This window comes from Streptomyces sp. NPDC047706 (genome assembly GCF_043204795.1).
Classification (GTDB): domain Bacteria; phylum Actinomycetota; class Actinomycetes; order Streptomycetales; family Streptomycetaceae; genus Streptomyces.
Map to the genome: position 1 here is coordinate 1 of NZ_JBIDCW010000049.1, position 15608 is coordinate 15608.

General features: G+C 70.0%; 7 protein-coding genes. 4 read left to right on the forward strand and 3 right to left on the reverse strand.

The genetic code is table 11. The annotated features are described in order from the left end of the window. Positions 1-504 precede the first annotated feature (504 nt). From ACGF8A_RS34015 to ACGF8A_RS34030, 4 genes are all read left to right on the forward strand, one after another. The gene (locus tag ACGF8A_RS34015; RefSeq protein ID WP_354827520.1) at positions 505-1668 is read left to right on the forward strand and encodes an exonuclease SbcCD subunit D; all 1164 of its coding nucleotides are present in this window, start codon (positions 505-507) and stop codon (positions 1666-1668) included. A gap of 1 nt (position 1669) precedes the next feature. Then, on the forward strand, positions 1670-4678 hold the full coding sequence (locus ACGF8A_RS34020) for an AAA family ATPase (protein ID WP_393114604.1): 3009 nt from the start codon (positions 1670-1672) through the stop codon (positions 4676-4678). A 62-nt stretch (positions 4679-4740) separates the two neighbouring features. Continuing rightward, positions 4741-6999, forward strand: a complete 2259-nt coding sequence (locus ACGF8A_RS34025) for a Helicase associated domain protein (protein ID WP_393114606.1) — start codon at positions 4741-4743, stop codon at positions 6997-6999. Positions 7000-7156: 157 nt separating this feature from the next. Beyond that, positions 7157-7855, forward strand: coding sequence for a restriction endonuclease (locus tag ACGF8A_RS34030; RefSeq protein ID WP_393114609.1), 699 nt, complete (start codon positions 7157-7159; stop codon positions 7853-7855). A 159-nt stretch (positions 7856-8014) separates the two neighbouring features. On the opposite strand, the gene ACGF8A_RS34035 is transcribed toward ACGF8A_RS34030, so the two are convergent. Genes ACGF8A_RS34035 through ACGF8A_RS34045 form a run of 3 tightly spaced genes read right to left on the reverse strand, consistent with a single transcriptional unit; the run spans position 8015 to position 15050 of the window. Further along, positions 8015-10639 (reverse strand): RNaseH domain-containing protein, encoded by a 2625-nt coding sequence (locus tag ACGF8A_RS34035; RefSeq protein ID WP_393114611.1) that lies wholly within the window; start codon positions 10637-10639, stop codon positions 8015-8017. Continuing rightward, positions 10633-13896: a hypothetical protein gene (locus tag ACGF8A_RS34040; protein WP_393114614.1), complete on the reverse strand. Its 3264-nt coding sequence runs from the start codon at positions 13894-13896 to the stop codon at positions 10633-10635. The genes ACGF8A_RS34035 and ACGF8A_RS34040 overlap by 7 nt, the downstream gene beginning before the upstream one ends. Beyond that, on the reverse strand, positions 13893-15050 hold the full coding sequence (locus ACGF8A_RS34045) for a hypothetical protein (RefSeq protein ID WP_282690030.1): 1158 nt from the start codon (positions 15048-15050) through the stop codon (positions 13893-13895). Before ACGF8A_RS34045 ends, ACGF8A_RS34040 begins: the two co-directional genes overlap by 4 nt. Positions 15051-15608 lie beyond the last annotated feature (558 nt).

Genomic DNA, 15608 nt, shown 5'->3' on the forward strand with positions numbered 1-15608 from the left:
GAACCGAACGTCCGAACCCTGCACCAGTGACGCCGAAACCATGCCTTACCAGCGGAAACTCAACGATCACATCCGGAAAGACAACGGCTTCTGAGGAAAGCCTTCAACGACGTGCAGACCTTGGCTTCCTGACCGCATCGTGTGCCCGCCGGCGCAGCATGCGCTCCTTGCGCTGCTGCGTCGTCGGAGCCGTCCAGGCATGCCAGCCGACCTCCGCCACAAACTGCCGGCCATGCCCGCGTTCTTCGATTCCGCACCAGCGGCACCCGCTCGGCGCCACGGTGGAATCAGCCCCGGCAGAACGCGATATCGCCATCACATCCTCCTTCCCCCACCGCATATCTTGCCGCCTGCCACTGACAATCGCCTGGTGGCGCCGCCCCCTACAGGGGCCACCAACGAGGAGCAACGTCCCTCCTCACAGCCCTCAGCCTGCCCCGGTTTCACCTCCGATATCGGGAAAACCCCCCGCTGCGCGCATCTCAGTGTTTACGGTCTGTGCTCATGCGGTTCTTGCACACCTCGGACTGGCACCTGGGGCGCCGGTTCCACGAGGCCGATCTCATCGACGCGCAGCGCGCCTTCCTCACTCACATCCACGACACGGCCCGCGAGAGGGACGTCGACGCCATCCTCGTGGCCGGAGACATCTACGACCGCGCTATTCCCAGCCTGGATGCCGTGCGCCTCTTCGACAGCGCACTGAGCCAGTTCGCCGACCTGCGCATCCCCATCATCATGATCAGCGGCAACCACGACTCGGCCCACCGGCTCGGGGTCGGCGCCAGCGTCCTTGCCCGGGCCGGCGTGCACCTGCGGACCGACCCGGCCACCGCCTGCACCCGCCCCGTGCTGCTGGACGACGAGCACGGCACCATCGCCGTCTACGGCATCCCCTATCTCGAGCCGTCCCTGACCCATGACGATCTCGATGCCGACAAGAGCCACCATGCGGTGACCACCGCAGCCCTGGACCGCATCCGCGCCGACCTCGCCACCTACCCCGACGGCACCCGCAGCGTCGTCGTGGCCCACGCCTTCGTCGCCGGAGGCGAACCCTCCACCAGCGAGCGCGACATCACCGTCGGCGGCCTCGACTACGTCTCCGCCAGCGCCTTCACCGGCATCGACTACGCCGCCCTCGGCCATCTCCACGGCGCCCAGAACGTCAACGACCGCATCCACTACAGCGGTTCACCGCTGGCCTACTCCTTCTCCGAAACACACCACACCAAATCCCTGACCATCGTCGACATGGCCGGCGACGGCACCATCACGCTCACCCCCGTGCCCACCCCCGTCCCGCGCCCACTGGCCTTGCTGAAGGGCACCCTCGACGACCTGCTGGCCAACCCCGCCCACGAGGCGGTGACCGACAGCTGGCTCCAGGTCACCCTCACCGATCCCGCCCTGCCGTACGAGCCGATGGCCCGGCTGCGCCGCCGCTTCCCCCACACCCTGCGCCTGCTGCACGAACGCCCCGACCACCTGCAGCAGGCCTCCGACCGCCCCACCTACACCCAGCGCCTGCAAGGCCGAGACGACCTCGGCATCGCCTGCGACTTCGTCAAGAAGGTCCGCGGCGACGACCCCACCCCCGCCGAACACGCCCTGCTGCGCCGCGCCGTCGAAGCCACCCTGCACACCACACACCAGGAGACCGTCTAAAATGCGCCTGCACAGCCTCACCCTGCAGGCCTTCGGCCCCTTCGCAGGAACCCACACCATCGACTTCGACTCCCTCAGCAGCGACGGCCTCTTCCTGCTGCACGGTGCCACCGGAGCCGGAAAGAGCACCGTCTTCGACGCCATCTGCTACGCCCTGTACGGCAAGCCGCCCGGCGACCGCGCCCAACTGCTGCGCAGCGACCACGCCGCCGACCACCTGCTCACCCAGGTCGTCCTGGAGGCCACCATCTCCGGGCGCCGCCTGGAGATCACCCGCATACCCCAGCAGTTCCGGCCCAAGGCCCGCGGCAGCGGCACCACCCAGCAGAACGCCAAGACTCTGCTGCGCGAGTACAAGCACGACTCCGCCTCCGGCCAAGGCAGTTGGGAGGCCTCCAGCAAGTCCCACCAGGAGATCGGCGACCACCTCCAGGCGCTGCTCGGCATGAGCCGGGACCAGTTCTGCCAGGTCGTTCTCCTGCCGCAGAACCAGTTCACCCAGTTCCTGCGCGCCAAGGCATCCACCCGCAAGGACCTTCTCGGCAAGCTGTTCCGCACCCAGCGCTTCACCGACATCGACCGCTGGCTGCAAGAACGCAGCCGCGAGGCGGAAAAGGACCTCAAGGCGGCCCGCGGCGACGTCATCAGCCTGATCGACCGCATCCACGGCGCCGCCACAGGCCTCGACCACGAGCAAGACGCCCCCACAGGCAACGACCCGCAGACCCTGACCGAACCCGCACAGGCGTGGGCGACCGCCCTGGTGAAAGCGGCGTCCGCGCAGCTCGAAACGGCCACCGCCCAGGCCGAAACAGCTGCCGCCGACCTGGGTGCGCACCAGGCCAACGAACTCCTCGTGCGCACCCTGCACCAGCAGCAGAACGAGCACCGCGCCGCCGCCGAGCTGCTGGAGCAGCTGAAGCAGCAACAACCCCGCCAGCAGCTCATCACCGGCCAGCTCGAACAAGCCCGCCGCGCCGGCAAGTTGGCGGCCGTCCTTCACGCGGCCCGCACCGCCGCGCAGGAACACACCCGTGCTGCCGAAACCGAGGCGAAGGCGCGCAGCATCCTTGCTCCTGCGCACGCCCTTGCCGCGGCCGAAGAACTTGCCACCGCAGAGCAGCAGACACGGGCCGAAGCGACCCTCGCCGAGGCGCTGCTGCCGCAGGAAGCCGCCGTGCAGCAGATGGAACGGGCCCTGACGCAGCTGGACGCCGAACGGCAGACGCACACCGCCGACCAGCTCGAGGCCCACGACTGGCTCGCCAAGGAACCCGGCCTCCGCACGGCCCTGACGACACGCCTGGAAGCCGCACAGCGCGCCGAGACCGACAGCGTCCACCAGCAGTCCGCCCTCGCCGACATCCGTCGGCGCCTGGAAGCCGCGCAGCAGCGGGACGCCCGCCTCGCCGACGTCGTCTCGCGCAAAGAGCTTTTGAAGGCCGCCCACACCGCCACAACCGAGGCCGCCCAGGCCTACATCACCATCCGCCGACAGCGCACCGAGGGCATGGCCGCGGAACTGGCCGCCGGCCTCACCGACGGCTCGCCCTGCCCGGTGTGCGGATCGTGCACCCACCCCGCCCCGGCTGCCCCGCACCCGGGCCAGCCCACCCGCGACGACGAGCAGGCGGCCGAGGCCCGCCACCTCGAGGCTGAGACGGCCGAAGAAGCCGCAGCAACCGCACTCCAGCAGGCTCAGGACCAGGCTGCGCAAGCCCGCGCCCAGGCCGGCGACGATCCGCTGACCGACATCCAGAGCCTGTTGGCCACCACGCAAGCGGACCTCGAACAGACTCTGAAGACGGCCTCCGACGCCGGCCCCGCAAACGAGGGACTCGCCGTCCTCGACCGCGAACACACCAGCATGACGCAGAAGGCCACCACCGCCGGTGAACGCCTAGCGGCGTGCAACGCCGAGTACGACCACCTCTCCACCCAGCTGACCGACCTCACCCGCCAGCTGGATCAAGCACGCCACGGCGCGCCCACCGTCGCCGACCGCCTGGCCGACCTCAGCCGCACCGCCGACCAGCTCAAGGCCGCCGCCGAAGCCGCCACCATCACCCAGCGCCGGGCACGGGAACGCACCCTGCAGACCACCGAGGCCGAGACCGCCGCCCGTCAGCAGGGCTTCGACACCCTTCAGGCCGCCGAAGAAGCCGTCCTCGACGACGACGCACTGCACGCCCTCGAAGACGAGATCCAGAAGTTCAGCCACCAACAGGCCGTGCACACCGCCACGCTCGAGCGGCCCGACCTCGTCCATGCCGCCGCGCAGCCGCCCGCCGACCTCGACGCCGCCATCCACCTGCACAAGACGGCAGCCCAACGCCACACCGAGGCAGCCGCCGCCACCACCGCAGCCCGCACCCGCCACGACAACCTCACCCGGCACACCACCGACCTCGCCGCCGGCATCCAGCGCATGCAGCCCCTGCAGGAGGCCTACGACACCGTCCACCACCTCCAGGAAGTCATCCACGGCACCTCACCCAGCAACCGCGACCGCATGGAACTGGAGGCCTACGTCCTCGCCGCCCGCCTCGAACAAGTCGTCGACGCCGCCAACACCCGCCTGCTGCGCATGTCCGATTCCCGCTACACCCTCTCCCACAGCGACGACCGCGCCTCGCACGGCGCCCGCTCCGGCCTGGGACTGAAGATCACCGATGCGTGGACCGGCCGTGACCGCAACACCGACACCCTCTCCGGCGGCGAGTCCTTCTTCGCCTCCCTCGCCCTCGCCCTGGGCCTCGCCGACGTCGTCACCTACGAGGCAGGCGGCCGCGTCCTGGACACCCTCTTCATCGACGAAGGCTTCGGCTCACTCGACGACGACACCCTCCACCAGGTCCTCGACGTCCTGGACTCCCTGGGTGACCACGACCGCACCGTCGGACTCATCAGCCACGTCCCCGAACTCCGCCGCCGAATCACCAGCCAGCTCCATGTCCGCAAAGGCACCAGCGGCTCCACCCTGCACCTGGTCTCCCAAGCCGCCGAATAACCTCCCGGCGATGCCACAATGACCTCAGCTCGCAAGCTCATATCCCGGAGCGGCGTCTCCTCATGGCCACAGCACCCCTCGAACTGCGCCCCCACCAAAAGGACGCCGTCACCGCGGCCACCCGCATCCTCGGCCAGCAGCCCCGCACGAGTGTGATCGCGGCCTGCGGCACCGGCAAGACCCTCATCGCCGCCCGTACCACCGCCCGCATCGCCCCGCGGGGGAGGGTCCTGGTCCTGTTGCCGACGCTGGACCTGCTGTCCCAGACGATCCGGTCCTGGCGCCTGGCTGGCCGCAAGGGCACCGCCATCGCCGTGTGTTCCCAACGCCAGGCCCTCGACCATGAACCGCTCGGCGCCGACGTTCCCCTCACCACGAACCCCGCCGAACTGGCCGCGCTGGTCGGGCAGTTCAGTCCCGGCCCGGTCACCGTCTACGCCACCTACGCCTCCCTGCCCGCCGTCATCGCCGCACACCGCGACCACCGTCTGCCCCCCTGGGACCTGGTGGTCGTCGACGAGGCCCACCGCACCGCGGGCCGCCTGGGCAAGGCCTGGGCCGCCGTCCATCACGACGACCAGGTCCCGGCCGCCCGCCGCCTCTACCTGACCGCCACCCCCCGCATCTGGGACCCCGACGATGCCCCGGACGGCGACGGGACAGAGACAGTGGCCTCCATGGACGACGAGACCCTTTTCGGTCCCGTCGCCTACCACCTCAACCTCTCCGACGCCATCGATCTCGGGCTGCTCGCCGACTACCAGATCCTCGTCCCCGTCGTCACCGACGCGGACCTGCGCGACTGGCTGGCCACCGGAGCCGGCGCGGGTGTCGACGGACTGCACCTGGCCGGCCGCCAGGTTGCCGCCCTGCGCGCCATCCACGACCACAAGCTGCGCCGCATCCTGACCTTCCATCACCGTGTCGCCGACGCCCGCGCCTTCGCCACCACCCTCACGGAGACGGCCGCCGCTCTTCCCGCACCCCTGCGCCCCCAGGGCCTGTGGGCGGACTGGGTCAGCGGCAGCCACACCCCGCAGATCCGCCGCCGCCTCCTGCTCGAATTCACCTCCCACACCAGCCCCGACACACCGGCTGTCCTGTCCAACGCCCGCGTGCTGGGGGAGGGCATCGACGTGCCCGACATCGACGCGGTGGTCTTCGTCGACCCCAAGAACAGCCCCGTCGACACCGTCCAGGCTGTCGGTCGCGCCCTGCGCCAGCACCCCGGCGGCGGCAAGAAGGCCACCCTCGTCGTCCCCGTCTACCTCACCCCCGACGAAGACCCCGACGACCTCCTCGGCGCCGACGCCTACACCCCGCTGTGGCGGACCATCCAGGCTCTGCGCGCCCACGACGACCGCCTCGACGCCCGTCTGTCCGACCCGCGCACCCACCGCCCCACCATGCCCCCCGAGGACCCCGAAGCTTGGCTGCATTTCGACCGCCCCACCCAGGCCGACGAGATCGCCCTCGCCCTGTCCCTGCGCGTTCTGGCTCCCAAGAGCGCCGAATGGCGCCGCGGCCTCGCCGCAGCCCGCCGTTTCCGCCACACCCACCACCATCTCGACGTCCCGCAGACCTACGAAGACCTCACCGGCTACCCCCTGGGACGCTGGCTGACCTGGCAACGCCACCTGCACACCAAGGGCACGCTCGACGCCGTACGTGTCCAGGCCCTCGAACGCCTCGGCATCATCTGGAACCCTCGCCAGCAGGCCTTCGACCGCGCACTGGCCCACGCTGCCGCCTACGCCGCCCGCTACGGCCACCTCGCCGCCCCCGTCGACGAGATCCACGACGGATTCGCCCTCGGCCGCTGGCTGGCCACCCAGCGCACCCGCGCCGAGACCCTCACCGCCCAGCGCGCCGCTGCCCTCACCGCCCTGGACCGGTGGTGGAACCCGCCCTGGCCGATCACCTGGCAACGCGCCTACCACGCCGCCCGCCAGAGCCTGGCAGACAACGACACGGCCTCCCAGACACAGGCATGGCTCGAAGCCCAGCGCGCGCGCTTCGACCGCCTGCAGCCTAAACAAAGAGACCTGCTCAAGGAGTTGGGATCCGTCGAACTGCCCGACGCGCCCGCCGTACCGGCGAAGGGGAACCGCCTGCCGGCACGCGAGCGCGCCTTTCAGCGCGGGCTGGCCGCCGCCCGGGCGTTCCGCGAACGGGAAGGCCATCTCGACGTCCCCCAGCGGCATATCGAGGAGGTTGAAGGAGACTCGGTCCGTCTGGGGCAGTGGCTTAGCAACCTGCGCCGCCGCCGTACGGCGCTCAGCCCGAACAGACAGGAGGCGCTGGCCGAACTCGGCCTGTAGGCAGGCGAGCCCCCATCGAGGGGGTCGGCTGAAACAGCCGACAGAGCCGAGAGAGATTCAAGCCAATGGCCTGACTGCGCCCTGGCGGACCCGCACGGCATGCCCACACTGCACAGCAGGGAGGACTCCATCCCGGCCGGTGCAAGAGGGGGCAGAAATGGCGGCCAAACGCAAGGGCAAGGCGATGCGCAGACGACGCACCGCCCGGAACAAAGCAGCAGCAGGAGCGCTTGCCGCGCTGGTCCTGCTAGGCCTGCTGCGGCCGATGTTGTTGCTGTACCTCGGCGCCCTGCTTGCCGCTGCGGGAATCGGCTGGATGGTGTGGCGGCTGTGGCGAACCGACCGGCTGCTACGCAGCAAGGACGACGCCTGGAGGCGACAGGAACAGATCGCAGCGGGACAGCGGACGCTGACTGCGGTCGACGCGATGTCCGGCACCGAGTTCGAGGAAGTAGTCGCCGAGTTATGCCGCCGTGACGGCTGCACCCAGGTACGCCGAGTGGGCGGGAGCGGGGACAACGGAGCCGACGTGCTCGGCCAGCTGCCCGATGGCCGGAGCATGGTGATCCAGTGCAAGCGGTACGCACCCCACCGGACCATCGCCAGTCGCGAAGTGCGTGATCTCCTGGGAGCGAAGGTGCATTTCGCTGCGGATGTTGCCATCTTCGTCGCCACCACACGCTTCAGCCCCCAAGCCGAGGCGTTCGCGGTCGAGCACCACATCCTCACCCTGCACCGTGACTTCTTCGGTCTGTGGAACAAGGGGACATCGTTGCTGTCTCTGGCCGACGTCAACGGACGCGGACAGGGAGAAGCCCGCCACCGAGCACGCTGGAAACAGACGTACTCCAAGTAACCAACCACAAGCCCCAGGTGGGCAGTCCGCTCGGATCGCGACAGGTGAGGGGAGCGACACAGACCACCGGCCCCGCCCGGGCGGGGCACGGCAGCAGTCGACAGCCCATCAGCTGCGCCGGCACCGAGTCTGAAGCCGCCGCGCCCGCCGTCACTGCAGCTACTCGCTCAGCCCTTCCTGGTCGACGAAGCCGGGATGCTTCTCATCAGCGCTCTTCGCCAGGTGTAGCGGCGCAGGCAGATTGGTCCGCCCATCCCACATCGCCGCCTGCTCCGAGACCCGGGCAGCAAGACCGACCAACTGCTCCTCACGCCAGCCACCACAGTGGGCGACTACATACTCGGTGCGGGTCATGGCGTGGAACGGGGCGCCCATCTGGGCCAGTTGACCGCCGGGCAGGGTGCGGCGCGTGTACTGGGTGCCAGTGCGCTGGCCGCCCGCGTGCTGGCGGGACTGCCCGGAAAACAGCCAGGACACCACGTCCCCGTGATCGTGACGGTAGAGGATCTTCTCCGGCATGACCGGCTGCAACGAGTTGGACGGCAGCTTGCCCCCGCCGCCGGTACGCCGTGACGGCTGGGGTGTGCCCTGCCCGTTGCCGACCCGGACGACCGCCACACCCCACCCCTGGGCGATCAGGCTCTGCCCGGGCACATGGCCGTCCCCGAGCCGGTCGTTGCACAGCCCGGGCCAGATCCGCTCCCGTTCCTCGGCGAACACGATGATCGGAAACTGGTTCCTGAGCGCGGCCAGCGCCCCGTCCACATAGGTGCGCACGTTGTCCGGGCCCTCGTGGTCATCCCGCAGGTGATGCCCTCTTTTGCCGATGGGACCGGCATGGTGCAGGGCGCGGGCCTGGGCCAGGGGGAGCCAGCCCCGGTCGCTGTACATGAGGGTGGGCCAGTAGGCGTCCTCGCCCAGCGGGATGCGCATGGCGACCAGCGTGATGGCCAGCACGGCCGGTTTGCGGGGGCGGCCGGGACGTTCGGCGAAGCGGTGATAACGGGTCCACAGCCCCACCGCCACGGCCTCCCGGTCCAGAGTGGTGTCCCGCGCGTTGCGGTGAAAGGCGGTGGCGGCCAGCCGGTTGTCGATGATCCCGGAGTCGCAGTGCAGGCTGCCGAGCCCGATCTGCACCGCGTGGTCGTCCTTGTAGGCGGCGTCCGGCTCCGGCAGACCCGCGTTGCGGGCCCTGGACCGCGCGACCTTCTCGGGCGTGTTCAGCCGGTAGGGATCGCCCGGATCGGAGTCCATGGTGATGAACTGCGAGGGGATGCCGCGCTCGGCGAAGAGCCCCTTGAGCGCGTGCTTGGCATCCGTCACCCCCGCCTCCTTCTCCTGCTCGCTGGGGTAGCGGGTCTCGCACAGGGCGGTGACCAGCGACCGCCCGGCACCGGGCTTGAACCAGGGCAGGCTGTTCAGGATCAGGCCGCGGTCGTGGCTGCCATGGCGCACCAGTTCAGGCAGCCGCACCGCCACGAGCTCGTACCCGGGCGCCAGGACCACCGGCTGCTCGTCGGGCAGATCGGCCAGTTCGGGCCGCGCGTAGTCCCGGGCCAGCTGCCCCATCACCCGCGTGTGCCACGCGGCCGACTCATACAGCACGACAGTGCGCACCGCATCGAGGCGGGCGGAGGCCATGGCGTCGGCCATCTTGCCGGCCGGCACGTAGGGCGGCAGGCTCCCACCGGGCTTGCTGATCTTGATGGATGTCCCCGTGTAGACGACGGGCTCCTGGCCGAGGACGCGTGCGGCGTGTTCCTCGAGCCGGGCGTGGAACATCGCCCCGGCGCCCTTGTCGATCGGGTGCTTGCCCGTGCGGTGCACCCCGCGCACCTCCCCGAGTTCGTCCAGCCCCGTCAGGGGCGGCTGGGGCAGCCGGCCGACGCCGCAGGCCTCGACGATCTGTGCCGCCGCCCCGCGGTAGGAGACGTCCTTGGGCTGCATGAATCCGTCCGGGCCCTTCTCCCACCGGGTGGTGATCGGGGCCTTGAGGATGATGTCCGGGTTGACGGGATGGCGCAGCAGGACGTTGCGGATGCCCTTGTAGTGGGTGGCGACGCGCGAGATCCGCGCCGACAGATGCGCGATGAGCGTCTTTCCGCCCGGGGCGGCCTCGACCTCGATGTGGATGCGTTCCATGGCGTAGCCGGCGATGCGCCGGCGTTTGCCGCTCTCCTCGTCGATCCACGTCCGCTCGTGGGCCAGCGGGGCCTGCCAGGCCAGCAGGTCGCCCTCGCTGTCGAGGTGGAACCGCAGCGCGGGCAGGTTCTCGTCGAGGGGGAGAGGCTGGGCGGCCAGCATGCTCGCCAGCCGCCACCCGGCCACCCGAAACGCCCAGCGGGGACCGGTGATCCGCCCCAGGGTGTCGCGGTGCAGCAGCGAACTGAGCGGCTGGGGCCCGTCGCTGGACAGCTGCAGCAGGGCGGCGAGGGTGTCGCGGCCATCATGCCCGTCCAGCCGTGTCTCCCATTCCCGCATCAGGGTGCGCACCACGGCCTCGTCCAGTGGTCCGGGCGTGACGATCACGCTTCGCCCGGCCCAGCGGCCGGTCCTGGCGGGCCGGTCGGGGTTGGTGAACACCAGCCGCTCACCGGTCACGGCGCGCGCCGCCGTCTGCAGGGACGCGATCGGCTGCACGGCGTCCTTGCCCCGCGGCCGGGGCAGCCGCCGCCAGGCCGGCGCGAACGCCTCGTCCTGCGGGTACACGTGCACGGTGCCCAGCAGCCGGTCGTCCAGCGGGAAGGACAGGGTGAACAGGCGGCCGCAGTCGTCACTCACCATTCGCCCAGCTCCTCATCCTCGATCTCGTTCGCGTATCCGGTCGGGGAGTGCTCCGCCAGCCCGAGCAGGGCGCCGGTCATGGTGGTGCGGTAGACGGCGTCGATCAGCGGCATGTGGTTCTCGTCCTGCCATTTCCCGCGCAGTTGCTTCAGGAGGGCGGGCAGGGTGGAGTCGGCGGCGGTGTGGGTGAAGGCGGCGTCGAGCAGTCGCAGCCGCCCTGGGTCGCCGCCGCGGCGGGTGCGGCCGCCCAGCTGGATCAGCCGGGTCAGGATCTCCGCGACGACGGCGAGTTTGATGTCCTCGCCCAAGGTCTTGAAGTAGCCCTGGCCGCTGCGGATGTCGTCGAAGATCTGGCCCGCCGCGATCCGCAGCCGCTCCAGCTCTGCCGCGGGATTCGGGCCGGGCCGCCGCCGGCGGTAGGCGAGGGAGTTGACCAGGGACAGCAGCACTGGGGGGTCTTCCATCACCGGGATGGGCCGGTTGACCAGGCAGGCCACATGCAGCAGGGAGCGCCCGTCATGGTCGACGATGTTCAGGCCGCGCTCGACCCGGGCCATGGGGGCGATCAGGTACCGGCACCGGCCGTGGCCCACGGCGTGGGGGAACTGCTCGAGCCGGTTGCTGGGGATGGGCACCCAGCCGGGCGGCATCCGCTTCAGCGCAGCCATCTCCTGCGGGTGCACCGCCACGCAGATCTCGGATGGTGGGACCCCTGCGTCGATCATGCCGCGGGCGAGCGCGGGGCCGGCGTTGTAGGCGGTCGGCGCGAGTAGCGCATACGCCCGGTGCGCGGTGGCCGGATCGGCGGCCACCGTGTCGAGCTGCGCGGGAAGGTCCTTGCCGACGCTGCGCCCCATGGCCGTGTAGGCGCGGTGACGGTTGGTTCCCTCGGTGCCGGACACCACGATGCCCGCCCCGTCGTCCTGGCCGGGCTGCAGCTCGACGGTGAGGCTTCCGTTGACGTCGTCCGGCACGTACCAGGCCGGTTCCGGCAGGAGGTGGTGACGCGGCGCGTATGGCATGAACGCCGTTGCGGACATCCCGATCACCGCCCGGCGGGTGCCGGTATGGGCGAGTGCGGTCACCTCGCCCAGGTAGGCCAGGTGGGTGTGCGGATCCCCGACATAGGACTTCAGCCGCAGCGCTGTTTGGTGCCGGTCGGCCGGGTCGAACGTCTCGGAGAACGCGAACAGCGCACGCCCCAAAGGGCCGTAGGGGGCGGCCCGCCACGGCACGTGCGAGGCCAGCGCGTCCACCAGGCTGTTGCCGGCGGAGATCCCCGCTCCCTGCAGTGGCGCCGCGACCCCGACGATGCGGTGCAGAATGCTGGCCATCTCCTCCAGATACGCCCGCCGGGCCGCCAGCAGCGCCAGTGAGGACAGCCGCTTGTCGCCGCTCTCACCGGTGATCCCCGCGAAGGCTTCGCCGATGCGCTGCAAGGTGGCGTGGGTGAGCCGGTCCTGCCCGCCGGCCAGGTCCGTGACCGAGGACAGCAGCTCCCTCAGCTTGGTCAGCCCATCGATCTCATCGGCGAACTCCAGCGGCCCCTCCCGCTTGTAGAGTTGGTTGACCGCCTGCATCTGCTGAGCGGTGGGCCGTTCACCCGCCTCCAGGTGGAAGATCCGGGAGGCGAACATGGCGTCCCAGCGCCGCGGGACAACCATGTTGCGCCGTTCCCGGTCGGGCTGGATGACACCGCCGACCAGGTGGGACACGTAGGACTCGGCCAGCCACATCAGATGGTTGATCAGCGGCCGCAGATGCTGTTCGAGGCTCATCGGCAGCCGGTGGCAGTGGCGCCGGAACTGGCTGTCGAGATCGCGTACCGGGGTGTGCTCCGCACCGTCCTGGGCCAGCAGCACCTGACGGGCCGCCCGGTCGAAGGCCTGCGCCTGCAGCGCATCGGCCTCGTCGATGATGACCAGATGGCTGCGGTGCAGCAGGAGCTGCTCGGTGGTCATGCGCCGCCCCGGGGCGGGTCGGCCCGCCACCGGCGCGTGGATGTGCCCGGTGAGGAAATTCGCGTGGTTGGTGACGAGGATGTCCGCCGAAGCCGCGGCCCGGTGGTGGCGGAACTTCCCGCAGCCACCACGCCACGGACAGGCCATAGCCTTATCTGTTTTGGCCCCGTTGGGCTTGAGCTGGTCGCACGGCTCCTGGCCCGGCGTCCAGGCATCCACCGCTTCGGAAGAGGTGGTGGCGTGCCCGGTCAGGGGGCAGCTGTAGGACATCTCCCGGTACACCCAGGTCCGGAAGTCCGCATCGTCCTGCGGATTGCCGGCCGTCTGCTCGGCCAGCTCCATCATGGAGGCGGGGGAGACGACCGGCGTGACCTGCGCGGAGATGCCCAGAGCGGCCAGGTCCTGCTCCAGCCGGTACACCGTGGCCAGGACCTGCGCGCTCTGCGGAACCACCAGCGAGATCACCCGGCCCTGCCGGGCGCACCACACCGCGACGAGTTCACTCAGGACGTTCTTGCCCATGCCGGTGGGGGCGTGGAAGACCCGCAGCGGCCCGGCCTCCACGCGCAGGATCTCGCCCACGCCGGTGCCGTCGCGGCCGCGGGCGTGCTGCTGGATGTCGGCGACCGCCTTGCGCCGGTAGTCCTGCCCGCGCAGCGCATCGAGCCGGCCCGCGATCTCGTCCAGGTCGGCGAAGGGGATCTCCACCTCGTCCGCGACCGGGGCCTCACCCAGTTCCTGCACCACGCTGGGAGCAGGGGTCCCTTGGTAGTCGAGGTCGTAGAAGACATCCGCCACCCGGCCCGACGGGCTTAGCGGATCCCTGATCCGCAGGTCGCTGACGTAGGAGCCGGGCGGCGCAGGCTTGGGCTGGGACTGCCCCTTGGCCGCGTTGTCCTCGAGCTCATCCAGCAAGGCATCGATGAGCGCTTCCTCGTCGCCGACGGGCAGGATCAGCACCTGCTCCTCCCCGTCGCCTGGGGCGAACTCGACGGCACCCTCCAGGACCGCTGGCGCCTCCGTGACAAACACCGAGTGGGAAGCCAGCATCGCCGGCCGCTGCCGCAGCATCCGCGTGATCCGCACCTGATCGGCCAGCGCCAGCGCAGGCCAGCCGTCCCACAGATGCATCTGCCCCGTGGCCAGGAAGTGCGCATCAGCAAGATGCACCACACGGCGCCAGGCCGCCTGCTCCTGCGGCGCCCGGTTGGGGAACACCCGCGCGGCCAGCAAGACCGCCACCCGCACCGTCAGCGGCACGCTGACGGAGTACCTCGCGTTCTTCGGCGACGTCATGCCCCCAACCCCTTCAGCCGCTTCGTCACGGCCGCCTTGAAACGGCTGACCGTGAACACGCTGTAGCGCTGCCCGTCAGCAGTCCGCAGCGCATCGAGCCCGGACTGCAGCTGATTCACCTGGCTGCGCCGGTAGTTGGGGACGACCACCGTCTCCCCGGCAGGCGGCCGGTCGATGATCGTCTGCGTGTCCTGGTGGTCCTTGACGTCCACCCGCCAGTAGTGCCCGTCCGCCAGGTAGACGCCGATATCCCACTCATCCAGGTTCTCCCAGCGCTCGACCCGGATCCCCTCCTGCTTCTCCAGCCACTGCATCAGGCCCACCTCACTCAGCCCAGGACAGGTGATGTACCGCCACACCCCCCAGTCCAGGCACAACACGCCCTCTGCCGGCTCCGCAGCCGTCCCCAACCGCCCACGCCCACCCGTCAGTTCGGGCGGCCCGCCCCGCTTGCCACCGCCCGCGACCAGACCGAACCGGCTCTGATGCGGCGGATACTCACACCGCAACTGCCCACCGCGCAGCACCATCGGATACCGGCACTCCGGGCACGGCCACAACCACGACGACGCCCCCACCCACATCCGGTCCGAGGGAAGGGGCCAATACACGTCCATTCGCGGCGCACCGCGCCGCGAGTACTCCTCGACCAACGCCCGCTCCGTGCCGTACGGCACCTCGGTCAGCATCGTCCGCGCCGCCACATAGCCGGCCTGCCCGCCGGAGCGGATATGCCGAAAGGCAGCCCGCTCCGTCTGCTCAGCCGTCTGCCGAACCCACGCCGGAAGCCACGTCCCACCGAGATCGAAGTACCCGTCGTCCCCATATAGGGCCTCCAGATAGTTCATCCCCGCCTCGTGAGCCTCCTCCGTCAGCTCACTGTTGTCCGTCAGGACAACCAAATCCCCCATCACAGAAGGCAGTTCGTCCCACGCCAAAGGCACCCACTCCCGCAGGCGCACCGGCAGCAAGTCGATCATCTCGGCAGGCGTCGAAGGACCGGCCCCCACCGGCAGACTCGACAAGAGCACCCCATGCATACGCGACAGCTCCCGCCACGCACGAGGCTCCTCAACCCGGTTGATCCACGCCGCACCAGCCCGCAGAACAGCGGTAATGATCCTCCGAGCAGCAACATGTTGACTTTCAGGCACAGCTCATCACCCCTCCACGCCCCACCAGTGGTATTCGGGGCCATTCCAGACGGGCCAACAACTCCCGGAACCTACACGCCGGGTCTGACAACGCCCCCGAAAACCAACGAAGATGGGCCCCGCGACAGCGGGGCACCACAAGAAACCGGACACGCCGTCAGGCATGCCGCGGGGCCACCAGGCCCCGCCTCACACGGTTCTGCCGGCCCGTCAGGGCCGAAGCCCCTGGCACACCAAGGGGGGAGGGGAACCGGATAACTGTCTAACAAACCCTTACGACATCACGGCGCCGCAGGCGCCGACACCCACCCAACCCCTGCCCGCCAGGGCAGGGCACCCCAACCCACTCCGAACCCCACTGTCATGCCGCCAGGCATGACACCTTCAGACACATGAAGCGGGGCCGCCAGGCCCCGCATCCTCTTCCTGTTGGCCCGTCAGGGCCAACCCACTCAACACACAGTCATGCCGCCAGGCATGACGATGCGTCACCTTACGGGCCGTCAGGCCCGTAGTTGGCCGCCAGGCCAACTGAAGAGCCGACAGGCTCTCCGCCCC

Excerpts from the sequence above, each read along its gene's own strand:
- ACGF8A_RS34015 (WP_354827520.1), top strand. The coding sequence starts at position 505 with ATGCGGTTCTTGCACACCTCGGACTGGCACCTGGGGCGCCGGTTCCAC.
- ACGF8A_RS34020 (WP_393114604.1), top strand. The coding sequence starts at position 1,670 with ATGCGCCTGCACAGCCTCACCCTGCAGGCCTTCGGCCCCTTCGCAGGA.
- ACGF8A_RS34025 (WP_393114606.1), top strand. The coding sequence starts at position 4,741 with ATGGCCACAGCACCCCTCGAACTGCGCCCCCACCAAAAGGACGCCGTC.
- ACGF8A_RS34030 (WP_393114609.1), top strand. The coding sequence starts at position 7,157 with ATGGCGGCCAAACGCAAGGGCAAGGCGATGCGCAGACGACGCACCGCC.
- ACGF8A_RS34035 (WP_393114611.1), bottom strand. The coding sequence starts at position 10,639 with ATGGTGAGTGACGACTGCGGCCGCCTGTTCACCCTGTCCTTCCCGCTG.
- ACGF8A_RS34040 (WP_393114614.1), bottom strand. The coding sequence starts at position 13,896 with ATGACGTCGCCGAAGAACGCGAGGTACTCCGTCAGCGTGCCGCTGACG.